We start from the raw sequence: 13,851 nt of genomic DNA, 5'->3' as shown, positions 1-13,851 counted from the left end.
CCCGCCACAGTGCTCAGTTCGCGGCCTTGATGGCGGAAACCGCCTTGGCATAGGCGCGTGTGGCGTCGCCGACGTCGCGAAGCTGCTCAAGCTTCAGCAGATCGGCCGGTGTCATTCCCATGTTGGGGAATTGCGCGATCAGGTCCGGCGACAGCCCGTCCATCGCGGCCTGGTTCGGCACCTTGTAAAGGATGTTCTCGGCCGCCCAGCGATGATTTGCTGCGTCAAGGATGTAGTTGATGAACTTGAACGCGCCATCCTTGTTGTCGGACGCCTTCAGCACCACCATCGTATCGACCCACAGATCGGATCCTTCGGACGGTACGACGAACTTGATGTCGGGGTTTTCGGCGATACCGTAGTTGCACCATCCGTCCCAGGCATGAACCAGTGTCGCCTCCCCCGACACCAGTTTCGAATAGAAGGTGGTGTCGTCGAAGGCGAGCATGGTCTTCTTCGCCGCGATCAGGTCGGCCGTCACCTCATCAAGTTTCGCCTGGTCGGTTTCGTTCACCGAATAGCCATGCGCCAGGAAGCCGGCTGCCAGAAGCCAGCGGTCGGTTCCCAGAAGCGTGACCTTGCCCGCCTGCGCCTCGGCCGGGTGCAAGAGGTCGTTCCAGGACGCAGGCTCGGGCGACACGAGGTCCGAGCGATAGCAAAGCCCAGTCGTGCCCCATGCATAGGGCACGGAAAAACCATTGCCGGGATCGTGCGACAGGTTCGCGGCCTCGGGGTAGAGGTTGGCGAGGTTCGGCACCTTGTCGGCGTCGATCGGTTCCAGCAGGCCAAGGTTGTTCAGCACTTCCGCGAACGGAGATGACACGAAGGCGACGTCGAACCCTTCACCGCCCGAGGCGATGATCTTGCCCATGATCTCTTCGTTGGTGGCGTGCACGACCATCTCGGCCGGCTCTCCGGTCTCTGCGCTGAAGTTCGCGACTGCGTCCGGCGCCATGTACCCGTCCCAGTTCGAAATCACGAGATCGGCCAGCGCGGGGGCGGCGGGCAGCGAAAGCGCGGCGCCGGCGATCAATGTCCGCAAGGGCAAGAAGGGTCGGGTCATGGCTGTTCCTCTCTGGCTGGACTTTTGAGTTGGTCTTTTTTCCTTTATTCCGCCCGTCATTTCTAAATGAAGCGGCGCGTTTCTTGACCAAAGAGTATTATTGCGCGAAAAAATACGTCAACAGAAACCTTGCCGCGCGACAACGGCAACCGTGACGGTGCAGGAGCGAAATGGACAGATCCGCCAGCCCGGACCGCAAGACCAAGCCCCGCGCCAGCCATCTTGAGCTTGCGCAACAGATCCTTGAACACGTCCGCTCACGTGGGCTGGGGCCCGGTGCGCATCTGCCCGAGCAAGTGCTGGCCAGCGCCTGCAACGTGTCGCGCACGCCTGTGCGCGCGGCGCTGGATCTGTTGGTGGATCAAGGGCTTGCGCGGCATGAGACGTCAACCGGCTATCGGCTTGCGTCGGATTTCTCGCCCGCCTCGGTGTTGGCGGGCCAACTGCCGAATGCGGTTGAAACGGAACTGGCGGGGCGCATCCTGCGTGACCGCGCGGCGCGCCGGCTGGACGAAACGGTCACGGTCGGAGGGTTGATCCGCCGCTACGGCGCGGCGCGTTCAGCTGTGGCCAAGGCCGTGGCGCGGCTCGCCGAAGATGGGCTTCTGAGCCGCGCACCGGGACAGTCTTGGGTCTTCGCGCCGCTTCCCGACGCGCCCGAATCGCAGGCCGACAGCTTTGAATTCCGCCTGATGCTTGAACCCGAGGCGCTTTCCGCCCCCGGCTTCAAGCTGGACCCGGACCGCGCCGCCGCCCTGCGCCGGGCGATGGTCGCGTTCCTGGCTGAGCCTGACGACCGGCTCGACCCGCGCGGCTTTCAGGCGCTTGATGCCGAGTTTCACGGGCTGATCGCGCGTGGAGCCGCCAACCGTTTCGTGGCCGAGGCGCTGACGCAGCACCTGCGCCTGCGAGAGCTTCCGGGCGCAACCGCCCGCGCGAACGTGGTGCGGCTCAGGCAGGCGATGCAAGAGCATCTAAGCATATTGGATCAACTCGAGGCGGGGCGCTTTGACGTGGCGGCCGATCTCTTGCGGGTTCACCTGCGTCTCTCGCGCAGCCAGCGGCCGCAGGCCGCGAACCGTGGCGCGCCCCCGCTGTTCGGGCTGACCTTCCGGGGCGGTGGGGATGGCTGACGCCCCCGTCATCGCCTTCTTCCCCGAGGCGAGCTTCGGCGCCGCGTTGAACTGCGTGGGCATCGCGCGGGCGCTCAGGGCACGCGGCGCGCGGCCGGTGTTCATCTGCCATCCGGGGTTCACCGGCATATTCGCTGATTACGGTTTTCAGGAGCACCACCTGCCCGCGGTCGGGGCGCAGCCCTCGGCGGACTACTGGCAAGAGTTCATCCGCCGCCACCTGCCGCACTTCAATCTCTCCCCGATCGACCAGATCGAGACTTATGTCGCGCCCACTTGGGAGGCGATAGTCGACACCGCGATCCGTGCCGAAGCGCCGCTTGCGGCCCTGCTGGCGCGCATGCGCCCCGACGCCGTCGTCCTGGACAATGTCGTCATGTTCCCGGCCGTCGCGCGGGCGGGCTGCCCATGGGTGCGGGTGGTATCCTGTGCCGAAACGGAAATCGCGGACAAGGCGGTGCCGCCCTATTGTTCCGGTCTCGCCTCTGACGACACTGCCGGCTGGGCGGCCTTCAAGGCGCGCTACATGAAGTCCGTGGGTCCTGTTCAGGGCCGCTACAACCGGTTCCGCCTGGAGGCTGGCCTTGCCCCGTTGCCGGAAGGGGAATTTCTTGAGCCTTCGCCGTATCTCAACCTGATGTTGGCGCCAGCGATCCTGCGCCATGAACGTGTCAGTCCGCTTGATCCCGATCGTTTCGTAATGCTCGAGGGCGCGGTGCGGAAAGAGGGGCCGTTCGACATGCCGGATTTCCCCAAAGGAGAGGGGCCGCTGATCTACGTCTCGTTCGGCAGTCTTGGCGCGATGGATGTCGCGCTGATGGAGCGGATGATCGCCGCCTTCGCCAAGGTCCCCGCGCGTTTCCTGGTCAATGTCGGCGCGCTTCGCAGCCTATACCGCGCGGTGCCGGACAATGTGCATCTGGACAGCTGGTATCCGCAGCCTTCGGTCGTTGCGATGGCCGATCTCTTCATCCATCACGGCGGCAACAACAGCTTCTGTGAGGCGCTGTTTCACGGCGTGCCATCGCTGATCATGCCCTATTGCTGGGACGGCCATGACAACGCGGTGCGGGCCGTCGAAACAGGCACCGGAGGCCGCCTTGAGCGCGCGAACTGGACCGAGGATGCCTTGATCGGAGCCATCGAGGAGTTGTTGAACGATGCCGCGATGCGGGATCGATTGGCCTCGAACGCGGCCTGGATGCAGGCGCAGTCGGGTGTCGAGCTTGCGGCCGAACGCATCCTGATGCTGGCGCGGGAACAGGCACGCAGAACCGGGTAGGGGTCAAATGCGGTCGGCCAGGTGCGGCATCAGCAGCCGCAGATGGGCCAGCGCCTGTTCCAACGCCCGCTTGCGGGGCATCCGCGCACCATGAAGATGCATCTGCAGCCACAGGCCGTCGGTCATGGAATCGACTGCGCGCGCCAGAAGGCCGGCGTCCGGCCCGCCGTAAATGGCGACCAGATCGTGCGCGGCTTGCTCCATCGCCTGAGCCCGGTCGCGTTCTGCCGCTTCGCACAGGTCGCGATAGACCGGCCTGGCGGCAGCTTCGCCCCAGAACGCAAACCAAAGCGCGAGCGTGCGCCGGGTACAGATTTCTGGGCTGTAGTCCGCCCGAAGCAAGGCCAGAACGCGGTCCAGGGGATCGGCCTTTGTCTGCGCTTGCAGCCAGAGGTCCCGGTATTCGGCATTCTGTCGGCGCAGCGTCGCGGTCAGAAGCCCTTCCTTCGAGCGGAAATGAAAAACAAGCACCCCCTGCGACACGCCTGCCGTCTGCGCGACCAGGGCAAGCGTGGTCGCAGAGATTCCGTGTTCGGCCACGGTGTCGATCACCGCTTCGATGATGCGCGCCTGCATCCGGCGGCTGGTTGGGGAAAGCGGTGTGTCCGTGTCCATCATGCGCGCAGTATCCGCCGATTGTTGGTGCGGTCAATATATTTGAGTGTATGCTCAAAAAAAATTGACTCAGCGCTCAGTTATTTCTAGCCTTGCCGGATCTGCGGACCGGAGAATGCCGATGTTCGAGAATCCGACTGGCGAGAGGGAAAGACGAGGGGCACGCACACGCGCAGGCGGGCGGGCGGCGAGGCTTGCCCTTCGGGCGGCTGCCCCCGAGCCGGATCGCAAGCCCGTCTGGGCCGGGATCGAGGGCGGGCAATACAATCCGCTGTCCCCATCGGACCTGCTTTCGATCCACCGAGCCGCGCTTGAGCTTCTGGGCAGCGTCGGCATCGGGCAGGCAACACCCGAGGTGATCGAGATCGCGACAGCGAAGGGTTGCCACCTGAACGCTCACGGACGGCTCGTCTTCCCGTCCGCGCTGGTCGAGGATCTTCTGACGAAGGCTGCCAGAGAGTACATGATCTACAGTCGCGATCCTGCCCACGCCGATCTGAATGTCGGCGGTGGTCGCGTACACTACGCAACTTCGGGCGAGGCGGTTTCGGTCCTGGATTTCGGGGCGCGGCGATATCGTCCCTCGACCCTTCAGGACGTTTACGACACCGCCCGCGTGACCGACGCCCTGCCCAACATTCACCAGTACGGTCAGATGGTCGTGCCGACCGAGATCGAAGACCTGTTTGAGCACGACATCAACGTCGTCTATGCCGTCCTGTCCGGAACGACGAAGCCGGTTGAGCATACGTTCAACACCGTCGCGTCTTTGCCCGCCGCGATGGAACTTTATGCGATGGTCGCCGGATCAGAGAAGAGGTTCCGCGATCGGCCTTTTGTGTCCTTCGGAGGCTGTCCGATCGTTTCGCCCCTCAGGTTCGCGCCGGAAAATCTGGATGTGCTGGTGGCGACCAGTCGGCTGGGGCTTGTCAACGACATCGCCGTGGCGCCGCAGGCCGGGGCGACTGCGCCGGCCTATCTGGCGGGTACGCTGGCGCAGGTTGTGGCGGAAACGCTTGCCTGCCTTTCGGTCGTCAACATGGTCAATCCCGGTTGTCCCATGTCCTTCGCAGCTTGGCCTTTCGCGGTTGACCTGCGCAGCGGCGCCTTTTCCGGTGGCGCTGCCGAAGTGGCCGTTTCGATGGCGGCCATCGCCCAGATCGGACGCTTCTATGATCTGCCGACCACGGTTGCCGCGTCGATGACGGACGCCAAGATGCCCGATGCGCAAATGGGCTACGAAAAGGGCATCACTGCCGTTGTCGCCGGCCTTGCAGGCGCCAACCGCGTGCTGGAGTCGGCGGGCATGATGGCAAGCCTGATGGGCGTGTCCTATGAATCCCTTGTCATCGACAATGACATGCTGGGCATGGCGCAGCGGGTCATACGCGGGATCGAAGTCAATGAAGAGACGCTTTCGGTCGAGACAATCCGGGCGGCGGTGCTGGGGGAGGGGCACTTCCTTGGTGCTGCGGACACGCTGAAAAGCATGGAGACAGAGTTTGTCTATCCGCAGATGGCGGACCGCGCGCCGGCCCAGGTATGGGCCGGCGAAGGCGCCGCGACGATGGAGGAACGTGCAAGGGCCGCAGCGGCTTCGCTGCTGTCGGATCACTTTCCAGACGCGATCGGACCAGAACTGGATGCGCGCATTCGTGACCGGTTTCCGATCCGCCTGCCCGCCGAACGGATGCGGCCCATCGCAAAATGAAGCGGGCGGCCAGTGGCCGCCCGTTCCGGATCCGGTCGATATCGGCCGAATTATCCTTCGACCGGAAGCACTTCCTCGGCGGGGACTTCTTCGCCTTCAACGGCCGCGGCTTCTTCCTCGGGCGTCAGGTCCAGGCCCCATTTGTCGCCCATCTCATCGAAAAGCTGCTCTTGCTCGGCTTCGGACAGCGCCTTGTTCGACTCGTTGATGATGCGCTGCTTCGAGTCCTCAAGGAATTGATCGTAGGCTGCCTCGATCGCCTCGGCCTCAAGATCCTCGGCAATGCCATCGGCCTCGGCCTGCTTTTCGTCGATGGTCGACTGCTCGATCCCGTCGCAGTTGGCGTTACAGGACACTACACCATTTTCGTCGACGCCCCACTGCGGGTCCACACCCGGATCGGTTCCTTCGTTCAGAGCAGCGGCTACGGCTTCGGGATCCGCCATGATGTCGCTGGTGTCCACGAAGCCGGCGAGCGCCGCCATTTCCTCGGGCGTCAGCTCCGCGCCGCTTGCCGCCTTGGCGGCGAGATTGGCCTGAGCCAGCGCGCCGATCGTCCCGTTGAAGTTGCCGTTGGCGACATGAGCTGCCAGAGCCTGCGGGTTGGCGTTCATCGCGTTCCACTTGCCCTTCTTGTACGCAGGAAGGGTGGCCGTCTCCGTCTCAACCGAGGCGACAGCCGCAGCCTTGCCCTTGGAGGACGCGGACTTGCCGTTGTTGCCTTTGTTGCCGGAGTTGCCCTTGTTGCCGCCGTTCCCGTTGTTGCCGCCATTGCCGCCGGCGTTGTCCGATTTGGCGTGTGCCGCACCATCCCAGCCATCGCCCGCGAACGGCACGAAGCTCGGAGCCGCCGCCAAGACCACGGCCAGCGCGCAGCACGACAGCAGTGCGGCCAGGCTCGACCCATTTGTCTTTTCAAACTTTCCCATCACTCGGTTCCTTGCTCGTTTGGCGCGCCTTGCCTGCGCGCGGTGTCGGTACGGATCTGATAGATACAAAATATCCGACCGACGAGCTTTTCCGAGGCAATATTTTGTCTGAAAAATGACCTTTGGCGGCAATTCGCTGGACAATGCTTTTGAGTTGATCGGAATGTCGCTCAATCAGAATATTTAGCGAACTTTGAGCTTGCAAGCTGGGCAAAGTTTTGCCGAAACGGGAATGACCGTCACTTCTTGCGTGGCTACCATAGCTTGTGGAGCGCTCCAGATTCGCAACCATGCCGCGCAATCGGGCGCCGCGGTCGCTGCGCCGTCGGTTATCGAACCTTTGTGCCAAGCAGATTGGCGATCCCGGGAGGATTCGAACCCCCGACCTACTGCTTAGAAGGCAGCTGCTCTATCCAACTGAGCTACGGGACCGTGGCCCCCTTTTGCGCCAGACCGCGGCGTCACGCAAGTCGAAGCGTCATGAAGACGCTGCTTGGGTCATCGAGATACCCCTCGAACGGGGCGCATTCCGAAAAGCCCGCACGCGCGTAAAGAGAGCGCGCCGGTGCAAAACCCGGTTGCGACCCGGTCTCAAGACTCAGGCGCCCGTATCCTGCCGCGCGCGCCTCGGTCCGCAGATGGTCCAGCATCGCCTGCGCCAAGCCCCGTCCGCGTTCCTCTGCAAGAATGTGCATGGATTTGATTTCGGCGTGATCATCCGAGATCCGCTTGAGCGCGCCCATTCCCACCGCGCGACCGTCGGATTCTCGCATCACGAAGAAATCGATCCCCGGCACGGCAAGGGCGGATGCATCAAGCATGTGGATGCTTTCTGGCGGAGTCTCCGCATGCATTGCCGTGGAGTGGCGTTCCATCAGAAGCGAAAGGTCGGGGGTAAGCGGACTCTCGCGGCGGATGGCAGGCATTGTCAACTCCTTCGACCAGCGGGGCGAGTGCGGATTTGCCGCGCGTGGTCAAGTGGATACATGCGTTCAGGATCCTGCTGCAATCATCTTGTGGCCACGGCCCGCGGCGGCCGACCTCCGCTGCCCGCCAATGCGCGACGGTTTCTCTGGTCGCGGGTGCGGAGCCTCAGTTTTCGGGGGCGCCGATGCGCGGCGCGGCGATGTATGGCCGGTCACGCCCAGCCAAGCTGGCGCAGCGCTTGGGCATCGTTCCATATCTTGGTCATGTGCCGGATCCGGTCGCCATCGAAGTTGATGACATAGGCGTAGTCCGATGCGACAGTCCGGCCTGTCGGGACATCTGGGCCACCCGGTCCGGTCTGCTTGCCATGAAACACCGCCGTGGCGACGACGGTGCCGCGATCTGCATCGGTTGCGAAGGCGGTAAGCTCATAGTGCCCATCGGGTATCGGTCCCAGAATCCCCTTCGTCCATTCGGTATAGCCCGCCAAGGTCTTGGTGTCGGCCAGGGCATCCGCCTGACAGTCAAAGCCCGCGTCGTCGTGGCAATACGACTTGCATGCATCCCAACCCTTGCCCGTTTCGCAGGCCTCGAAAAAGTCGCGCGCTGTCTTTTCGATGGTCATCTGTCTGTCCTCCCTTGCGAACGGAAACAGGATGCGCCCGGCGCGTCTTTGGTCATATCGGGCAGATGCTGTAATCTGCAGGGCCATGATGCAGTATTTGCCTAAAGCATTTGCGGTATGCGAGGGGTTGCCAGGACGCCGAGGCTGGCTCAAGATTGACCCTTAGCGACCAAAACGGCGGTGCCATCGTGTCGCCCGAGAAATTGCTCAGCGCCAGAGAGGTCGAGGTCGCCCGCGCCTATGCGCAGGGCGATACCTATCAGATGATCTCGGAAAGGCTGAACATCGCGCCCTCCACGGTGCGAACCCACCTTGCACGGATCTATCGCAAGCTTGGCGTGTCGACCAAGCTGGAGCTGCGCAATCTGATCGAAACAAAAGCGGAGCGCGGTTCGGGAAACCTCACGCCCTTGCTATCCGGAAAGCCGTCGATCGCTGTCCTGCCGTTTGAGAACATGACGGGCGACCCCAGTCAGGACATACTTTCGGACGGGATCGCTGCGGACATCGTGACCGCGTTGTCCCGCTCGCCTTGGCTGTTCATCATCGCCCGTCACACGGCCTACACCTACAAGGGCCAGAGCGTTGACGTGCGTCGCGTCTCGGCAGAGCTTGGCGTGCGTTTCGTCCTGCAAGGCACCTTGTGCCGCGCCGACGACCGGGTGCGGATCACCGCAGAGTTGATTGACGGTTTGACCGGCGGCTATGTCTGGTGCGACCGGTACCAAGGCCAAACACGCGACCTGTTCGAGTTGCGGGACCTGATCACGCGGCAGGTGGTTGCATCGATCCAGACCGCCGTCCAGCGCCGCACGATCGAAGAGCCGGTCGAACGCCAATCCCGTCCGGACCTGACTGTTTGGGAGCTGACCATGCGGTCCTGGCGTCTGCTCTACGACTTCACACCCGAGTCCTACGCATCCGCCAGGATCCTGCTGAAAAGGGCGCTTGCGATGGATCCTGACAGCGCCGAAGCGAACATGGTGCTGTCGTTGATCCATCACCATGCAGCGCTGCTTGGCTTCGTGGCGAACCCAGGTCCTGCGATGGAGGCCGCCCACACCCTTGCGCGTTGCGCCACGAGGCTGGACCCCTGCAACGAATACGCGCAGTGGGCGCTGGGGATCAGCTGCCTGGGTCTGCGCCGGCCAGGGGAAGGGATCGCGGCGCTGGAAACTGCTGTTGAGCTTAACCCGAACTGCTCGGCCGCCTGCTGCGGTCTTGGCACCGCTCTCGTGATTACGGGACGGGTCGAGGATGCCATTTCGCACCTCATGACCGCCATGGAGATGAACCCGCGGGACCCAAGCATTTTCTTCTGCTTTTCAGGGCTCTCGCTGGCGTACTACATCGACGGCTGCCACGACCGGGCGATCGAATGGGCCTCTCACGCGATCCATCGCATGCCACGCTGGCATTTCGCCTATCTGGTGCTTGCGGCCAGCAACATGGCGCTGGGCCGAACCGAGCATGCCCGCGCCGCAGCCGATGCGTGTCATGAGGCGCTACCGTGGATCACGATCCTGGACGCGGAGCGCTTGCCTCTGGCCGACAATCGGATGCAGGAGCTTCGAACACGTCTGCGTGGCGCGGGATTCGCGAGTGCGCCGCAAGGCTGAGATAAGGGAAGTCGGCGGCCAGCCGGGTGTCAGTGAGTCCAGGCGCTCTTGCGGTCGGTGGCGAAGTTTTCACCGTAGCCACGCACGCGGATGTTCGGCGCGCGCTTGTGCGGCGCGATGACCGTGTAGTCGATCCCCTTGTCGCGCGCATAGGCTTCAGCGGCCTCGCGGCTGTCGAAGCGGAGCCGAACCTGCGCCTGCGTGTCCGAGGAGCCGGTCCAGCCCATCAGTGGATCGATCTCGCGCGATTCCGACTGCGGGAACTCAAGAATCCAGACCTTGGTTTTCGCCGTGCCGGACTGCATGGCATTGCGGGCCGGCTGATAGATACGCGCGCGCATTTGGACCTCCGAGGTATAGGTTCCTTATCCTGAAACCTGCCGCCGAAGGCAAGGGGGACAGGCGGCGCTTTTGCCTCGTGTCGCGTTCGTTCGTGATTGCGAGACCGATATCGGCGCGGGCTTCATCTTGAACCGGAACAAAAAGTGATCAACTTTGTCGGACCGCGAAGGGAATCGACCATGCCGCACAACAACACCAACATGCCGATGCACCGACCCGAGGTCCTGACACGGCCGAAACTGGAAGGTGGGCGGCGGTTCGTGATGAAGACCGACTTCGCCCCCGCGGGCGACCAGCCGACGGCGATCGCGGAACTCTCCGCAGGCGTAACCTCAGGCGAACGCGACCAGGTGCTGCTGGGCGCGACCGGTACCGGCAAGACCTTCACGATGGCCAAGGTGATCGAGGAAACCCAACGTCCGGCGATCATCCTTGCCCCCAACAAGACGCTGGCGGCCCAACTTTACGGCGAGTTCAAGGGCTTCTTTCCCGACAACGCGGTCGAATATTTCGTCAGTTACTATGACTACTATCAGCCCGAAGCCTATGTGCCCCGGACCGACACCTATATCGAGAAGGAAAGCCAGATCAACGAACAGATCGACCGGATGCGCCACTCGGCCACTCGGGCGCTGCTGGAGCGGGACGACGTGATCATCGTCGCCTCGGTGTCCTGCATCTACGGCATCGGTTCGGTCGAAACCTATTCCGCGATGACGCAGGATCTGGCGGTGGGCGGCATCTATGACCAGCGCAAGTTCCTGGCCGAATTGGTGGCGCAGCAATACCGCCGTCTGGACGCGGCCTTCCAGCGGGGCGCCTTCCGCGTGAAGGGCGATACCGTGGACCTGTGGCCCGCGCACCTTGAGGACCGCGCCTGGCGCTTTTCCTTCTTCGGAGAGGAACTTGAGGCGATCACCGAATTCGATCCCCTGACGGGATCGAAGACCGACAGCTTCGACAAGATCCGCATCTATGCGAACAGCCACTACGTGACCCCGCGACCCACGCTGCAGCAGGCGATCATCGGCATTCGCAAGGAACTGACCCTGCGGCTGAAGCAGCTGACCGAGGAAGGGAAACTGCTTGAGGCACAACGGCTTGAGCAACGCTGCAACTTCGACCTCGAGATGCTGGAGGCCACGGGTGTCTGCAACGGGATCGAGAACTATTCGCGCTACCTGACTGGCCGCGCACCGGGCGAGCCGCCGCCCACGCTCTTCGAATTCATCCCAGATCACGCGATCGTCTTCGCCGACGAAAGCCACGTTTCCGTCCCGCAGATCGGGGGCATGTACCGGGGCGACTACCGCCGCAAGTACACGCTGGCAGAACACGGATTCCGGCTGCCGTCCTGCATGGACAACCGCCCGCTGAAGTTCGAGGAATGGGACGCGATGCGCCCGCAATCGGTCTTCGTTTCCGCCACCCCGGCGGCGTGGGAACTTGAGCAGGCGGGCGGCGTCTTCACCGAACAGGTGATCCGACCCACCGGCCTGCTGGACCCTGAGGTCGAGATCCGGCCCGTCGAAACCCAGGTGGACGACCTTCTGGACGAAGTGCGCAAGGTCGCCGCCAAGGGCTATCGGACCCTTGTAACCACCCTGACCAAGCGCATGGCCGAGGATCTGACGGAATACATGCACGAGCAGGGCATCCGGGTCCGCTACATGCATTCCGACATCGACACGATCGAACGGATCGAGATCCTGCGCGATTTGCGCCTTGGCGCCTTCGATGTGCTGGTGGGCATCAACCTGCTTCGCGAGGGGTTGGATATTCCCGAGTGCGGCCTGGTCGCAATTCTGGACGCGGACAAGGAGGGGTTCCTGCGTTCGGAGACCTCTTTGATCCAGACGATCGGGCGGGCAGCGCGCAACGCCGATGGCCGCGTCATCATGTATGCCGACCGCATCACAGGCAGCATGGAGCGTGCCCTTGCCGAAACCAATCGGCGGCGGGAAAAGCAGATCGCCTACAACCTTGAACACGGGATCACGCCGGCGACGGTGAAGAAGAACGTCGAGGATATCCTGGCGGGGCTCTACAAGGGCGACACCGACCAGTCCCGCGTGACGGCCAAGGTGGAGCGGCCGATGGCGGGTGCGAACCTTGCCGCCCATCTGGACGCGCTGCGCCTGCAGATGCGCAAGGCCGCCGAGAACCTGGAGTTCGAAGAGGCCGCGAGGCTGCGTGACGAGATCAAGCGGCTTGAGGCCGTCGAGCTTGCCGTCGCCGATGATCCTCTCGCCCGCCAGTCCGCCGTGGACGAGGCGGTGGAGGCCGCCGTCAAATCCTCCGGCCGTTCGACCGCCGGGCGGGCGGGGCAGAGGGGGGGCAAGCGGAGGCGGGGGTGAGCGATTACATCGAGACCAGCCAGAACCGCTTCGGGCGGACCGCGGCCGCGGAATTCGCGGACTCATGCGTTCGGACTTTGACCGCGCGGTTGCGGGAGGCTTAGGCAGCTGCTCATCGCCCGAAGACCGCAACCGCAAGTGTGCGAGCGCACACGCTCGTTCGTCGGGCGATCCTGTCGCGTACAAAGTTGCTGATCGTGGAAGATATGGTGGGCGACCCTGGAATCGAACCAGGCGTGGGTCTCCCCGGCGGAGTTACAGTCCGCTGCCGCACCTTGCAGCTCGTCGCCCGCAGCCGGATGCTTGACCCGACGCGAGGCGGTGGATACCGCCCCGTCCGCTGGGCGTCAACTGCAAAATGGGGCTTGCGCGTGCAAAGGCTTGCCACCCGTTGCGGGGCATGTCAGAGCGGGTCGAAAGGGGACCGACATGGCCGGACAGAAGACCAAGAAACCCAAGTGGGTGATCGAGAAGGAACGCTCTCGCCGGGCCTCCGCCGCCGAGACGGTCTGGCTTTTCGGCCTGCACGCGGTGCGCGACGCTCTGGGCAACCCGATGCGCGACAAGCTTCGCCTGGTGCTGACCAAGAATGCCGCCGACCGACTGGGCGATGCCGTGGCGGCTTCGGGCCTGGCGCCAGAGATCGTCGATGCCCGCAGCTTCGACAGCCATGTTCCCATCGACGCGGAAAGCGTGCACCAGGGCGCCGCGCTTGAGGTTCGGCCGCTGGATTGGGGCAAGGTTGCCGACATCTGCGCGCCAGGCCGTGACGCACCGCTGGTGGTGCTTCTGGACCGTGTGACGGACCCGCACAACGTCGGCGCCATTCTTCGTTCGGCCGAGGTCTTCGGCGCGCGTGCGGTCATCGCCCCGCACCGCCATTCCGCGCCGGAGACCGGGGCCCTTGCCAAGACGGCAAGCGGCGCGCTTGAGCGTCAGCCCTATGTGCGCGTGGCCAACCTGGCCGATGCGATGGTGGCCTTGAAGGACATGGGCTATGTCCTTCTGGGGTTGGACGGTGAGGCAGAGACCACGCTGGCCGGGGCCTTATCCGATCTGGAGGGCAAGCCGGTCGGCCTGGTCCTGGGCGCAGAGGGGCCGGGTCTTCGGGACAAGACGCGCGAAACCTGCGACGCGCTGGTCAAGATCCCCTTCGCGGGCGGGTTCGGGTCGCTCAATGTTTCGAACGCTGCGGCGATATCCCTTTACGCCGCACGCAATCGGTAACGAACGCGCACCGGCCTTCAC

12 protein-coding genes and 2 tRNA genes are annotated in these 13,851 nt (G+C 63.7%); 6 read left to right on the top strand and 8 right to left on the bottom strand.

Annotation, left to right across the window (positions count from 1 at the left end; genetic code table 11):
• Positions 1–13 precede the first annotated feature (13 nt).
• A complete protein-coding gene (locus tag OEW28_RS10265; RefSeq protein WP_263734667.1) occupies positions 14–1,063 on the bottom strand; it encodes a polyamine ABC transporter substrate-binding protein in 1,050 nt (349 codons plus the stop codon).
• 170 nt (positions 1,064–1,233) lie between these two features.
• Here OEW28_RS10265 and OEW28_RS10260 point away from each other — a divergent pair, with 170 nt between their 5' ends.
• Both OEW28_RS10260 and OEW28_RS10255 read left to right on the top strand, forming a co-directional pair.
• Positions 1,234–2,196 carry a GntR family transcriptional regulator gene (locus OEW28_RS10260; protein ID WP_263734666.1) on the top strand — a complete coding sequence of 321 codons (963 nt, stop codon included), beginning with the start codon at positions 1,234–1,236 and terminating at the stop codon, positions 2,194–2,196.
• Positions 2,189–3,478 carry a glycosyltransferase gene (locus tag OEW28_RS10255; RefSeq protein ID WP_263734665.1) on the top strand — a complete coding sequence of 430 codons (1,290 nt, stop codon included), beginning with the start codon at positions 2,189–2,191 and terminating at the stop codon, positions 3,476–3,478. Before OEW28_RS10260 ends, OEW28_RS10255 begins: the two co-directional genes overlap by 8 nt.
• Before the next feature lie 3 nt (positions 3,479–3,481).
• Here the strand turns inward: OEW28_RS10255 and OEW28_RS10250 are convergent, their stop codons facing one another.
• Complete coding sequence (locus OEW28_RS10250; RefSeq protein ID WP_263734664.1) at positions 3,482–4,093, bottom strand: TetR/AcrR family transcriptional regulator; 612 nt, start codon at positions 4,091–4,093, stop codon at positions 3,482–3,484.
• A 121-nt stretch (positions 4,094–4,214) separates the two neighbouring features.
• On the opposite strand from OEW28_RS10250, the gene OEW28_RS10245 reads away from it, so the two are divergent.
• On the top strand, positions 4,215–5,804 hold the full coding sequence (locus OEW28_RS10245) for a trimethylamine methyltransferase family protein (protein WP_263734663.1): 1,590 nt from the start codon (positions 4,215–4,217) through the stop codon (positions 5,802–5,804).
• Between the two features lie 50 nt (positions 5,805–5,854).
• Here OEW28_RS10245 and OEW28_RS10240 read toward each other — a convergent pair whose 3' ends face one another.
• The 4 genes from OEW28_RS10240 to OEW28_RS10225 all read right to left on the bottom strand — a co-directional run bounded on the left by OEW28_RS10240 (position 5,855) and on the right by OEW28_RS10225 (position 8,285).
• Positions 5,855–6,907 carry a hypothetical protein gene (locus OEW28_RS10240; protein ID WP_263734661.1) on the bottom strand — a complete coding sequence of 351 codons (1,053 nt, stop codon included), beginning with the start codon at positions 6,905–6,907 and terminating at the stop codon, positions 5,855–5,857.
• A gap of 181 nt (positions 6,908–7,088) precedes the next feature.
• A tRNA-Arg gene (locus OEW28_RS10235) sits at positions 7,089–7,165 on the bottom strand.
• Positions 7,166–7,194: 29 nt separating this feature from the next.
• Entirely contained in the window at positions 7,195–7,659 is a 465-nt protein-coding gene (locus OEW28_RS10230) for a GNAT family N-acetyltransferase (RefSeq protein ID WP_412174795.1), read from the bottom strand.
• 212 nt (positions 7,660–7,871) lie between these two features.
• Positions 7,872–8,285, bottom strand: a complete 414-nt coding sequence (locus tag OEW28_RS10225) for an ester cyclase (protein WP_263734660.1) — start codon at positions 8,283–8,285, stop codon at positions 7,872–7,874.
• 155 nt (positions 8,286–8,440) lie between these two features.
• Between OEW28_RS10225 and OEW28_RS10220 the strand changes: the two genes are divergently transcribed.
• A complete protein-coding gene (locus OEW28_RS10220; protein WP_263734659.1) occupies positions 8,441–9,904 on the top strand; it encodes a LuxR C-terminal-related transcriptional regulator in 1,464 nt (487 codons plus the stop codon).
• A 29-nt stretch (positions 9,905–9,933) separates the two neighbouring features.
• Here the strand turns inward: OEW28_RS10220 and OEW28_RS10215 are convergent, their stop codons facing one another.
• On the bottom strand, positions 9,934–10,245 hold the full coding sequence (locus OEW28_RS10215) for an ETC complex I subunit (RefSeq protein WP_263734658.1): 312 nt from the start codon (positions 10,243–10,245) through the stop codon (positions 9,934–9,936).
• A gap of 180 nt (positions 10,246–10,425) precedes the next feature.
• On the opposite strand from OEW28_RS10215, the gene uvrB reads away from it, so the two are divergent.
• Entirely contained in the window at positions 10,426–12,603 is a 2,178-nt protein-coding gene (gene uvrB, locus OEW28_RS10210; protein ID WP_318527524.1) for an excinuclease ABC subunit UvrB, read from the top strand.
• Between the two features lie 207 nt (positions 12,604–12,810).
• On the opposite strand, the gene OEW28_RS10205 is transcribed toward uvrB, so the two are convergent.
• Positions 12,811–12,894, bottom strand: a tRNA-Tyr gene (locus OEW28_RS10205).
• A gap of 138 nt (positions 12,895–13,032) precedes the next feature.
• On the opposite strand from OEW28_RS10205, the gene rlmB reads away from it, so the two are divergent.
• Entirely contained in the window at positions 13,033–13,830 is a 798-nt protein-coding gene (gene rlmB / locus OEW28_RS10200) for a 23S rRNA (guanosine(2251)-2'-O)-methyltransferase RlmB (RefSeq protein WP_263734657.1), read from the top strand.
• The last annotated feature ends 21 nt before the right edge of the window (positions 13,831–13,851 follow it).

Source organism: Albidovulum marisflavi (assembly GCF_025751435.1).
Taxonomy (GTDB): Bacteria; Pseudomonadota; Alphaproteobacteria; order Rhodobacterales; family Rhodobacteraceae; genus Albidovulum; species Albidovulum marisflavi.
The sequence above is the reverse complement of the archived record's forward strand: the minus strand, read 5'-3'. Positions and strand labels throughout refer to the sequence as shown.

Excerpts from the sequence above, each read along its gene's own strand:
- OEW28_RS10260 (WP_263734666.1), top strand. The coding sequence starts at position 1,234 with ATGGACAGATCCGCCAGCCCGGACCGCAAGACCAAGCCCCGCGCCAGC.
- OEW28_RS10225 (WP_263734660.1), bottom strand. The coding sequence starts at position 8,285 with ATGACCATCGAAAAGACAGCGCGCGACTTTTTCGAGGCCTGCGAAACG.
- OEW28_RS10245 (WP_263734663.1), top strand. The coding sequence starts at position 4,215 with ATGTTCGAGAATCCGACTGGCGAGAGGGAAAGACGAGGGGCACGCACA.
- OEW28_RS10230 (WP_412174795.1), bottom strand. The coding sequence starts at position 7,659 with ATGCCTGCCATCCGCCGCGAGAGTCCGCTTACCCCCGACCTTTCGCTT.
- OEW28_RS10215 (WP_263734658.1), bottom strand. The coding sequence starts at position 10,245 with ATGCGCGCGCGTATCTATCAGCCGGCCCGCAATGCCATGCAGTCCGGC.
- uvrB (WP_318527524.1), top strand. The coding sequence starts at position 10,426 with ATGCCGCACAACAACACCAACATGCCGATGCACCGACCCGAGGTCCTG.
- OEW28_RS10255 (WP_263734665.1), top strand. The coding sequence starts at position 2,189 with ATGGCTGACGCCCCCGTCATCGCCTTCTTCCCCGAGGCGAGCTTCGGC.
- OEW28_RS10250 (WP_263734664.1), bottom strand. The coding sequence starts at position 4,093 with ATGGACACGGACACACCGCTTTCCCCAACCAGCCGCCGGATGCAGGCG.
- rlmB (WP_263734657.1), top strand. The coding sequence starts at position 13,033 with ATGGCCGGACAGAAGACCAAGAAACCCAAGTGGGTGATCGAGAAGGAA.
- OEW28_RS10265 (WP_263734667.1), bottom strand. The coding sequence starts at position 1,063 with ATGACCCGACCCTTCTTGCCCTTGCGGACATTGATCGCCGGCGCCGCG.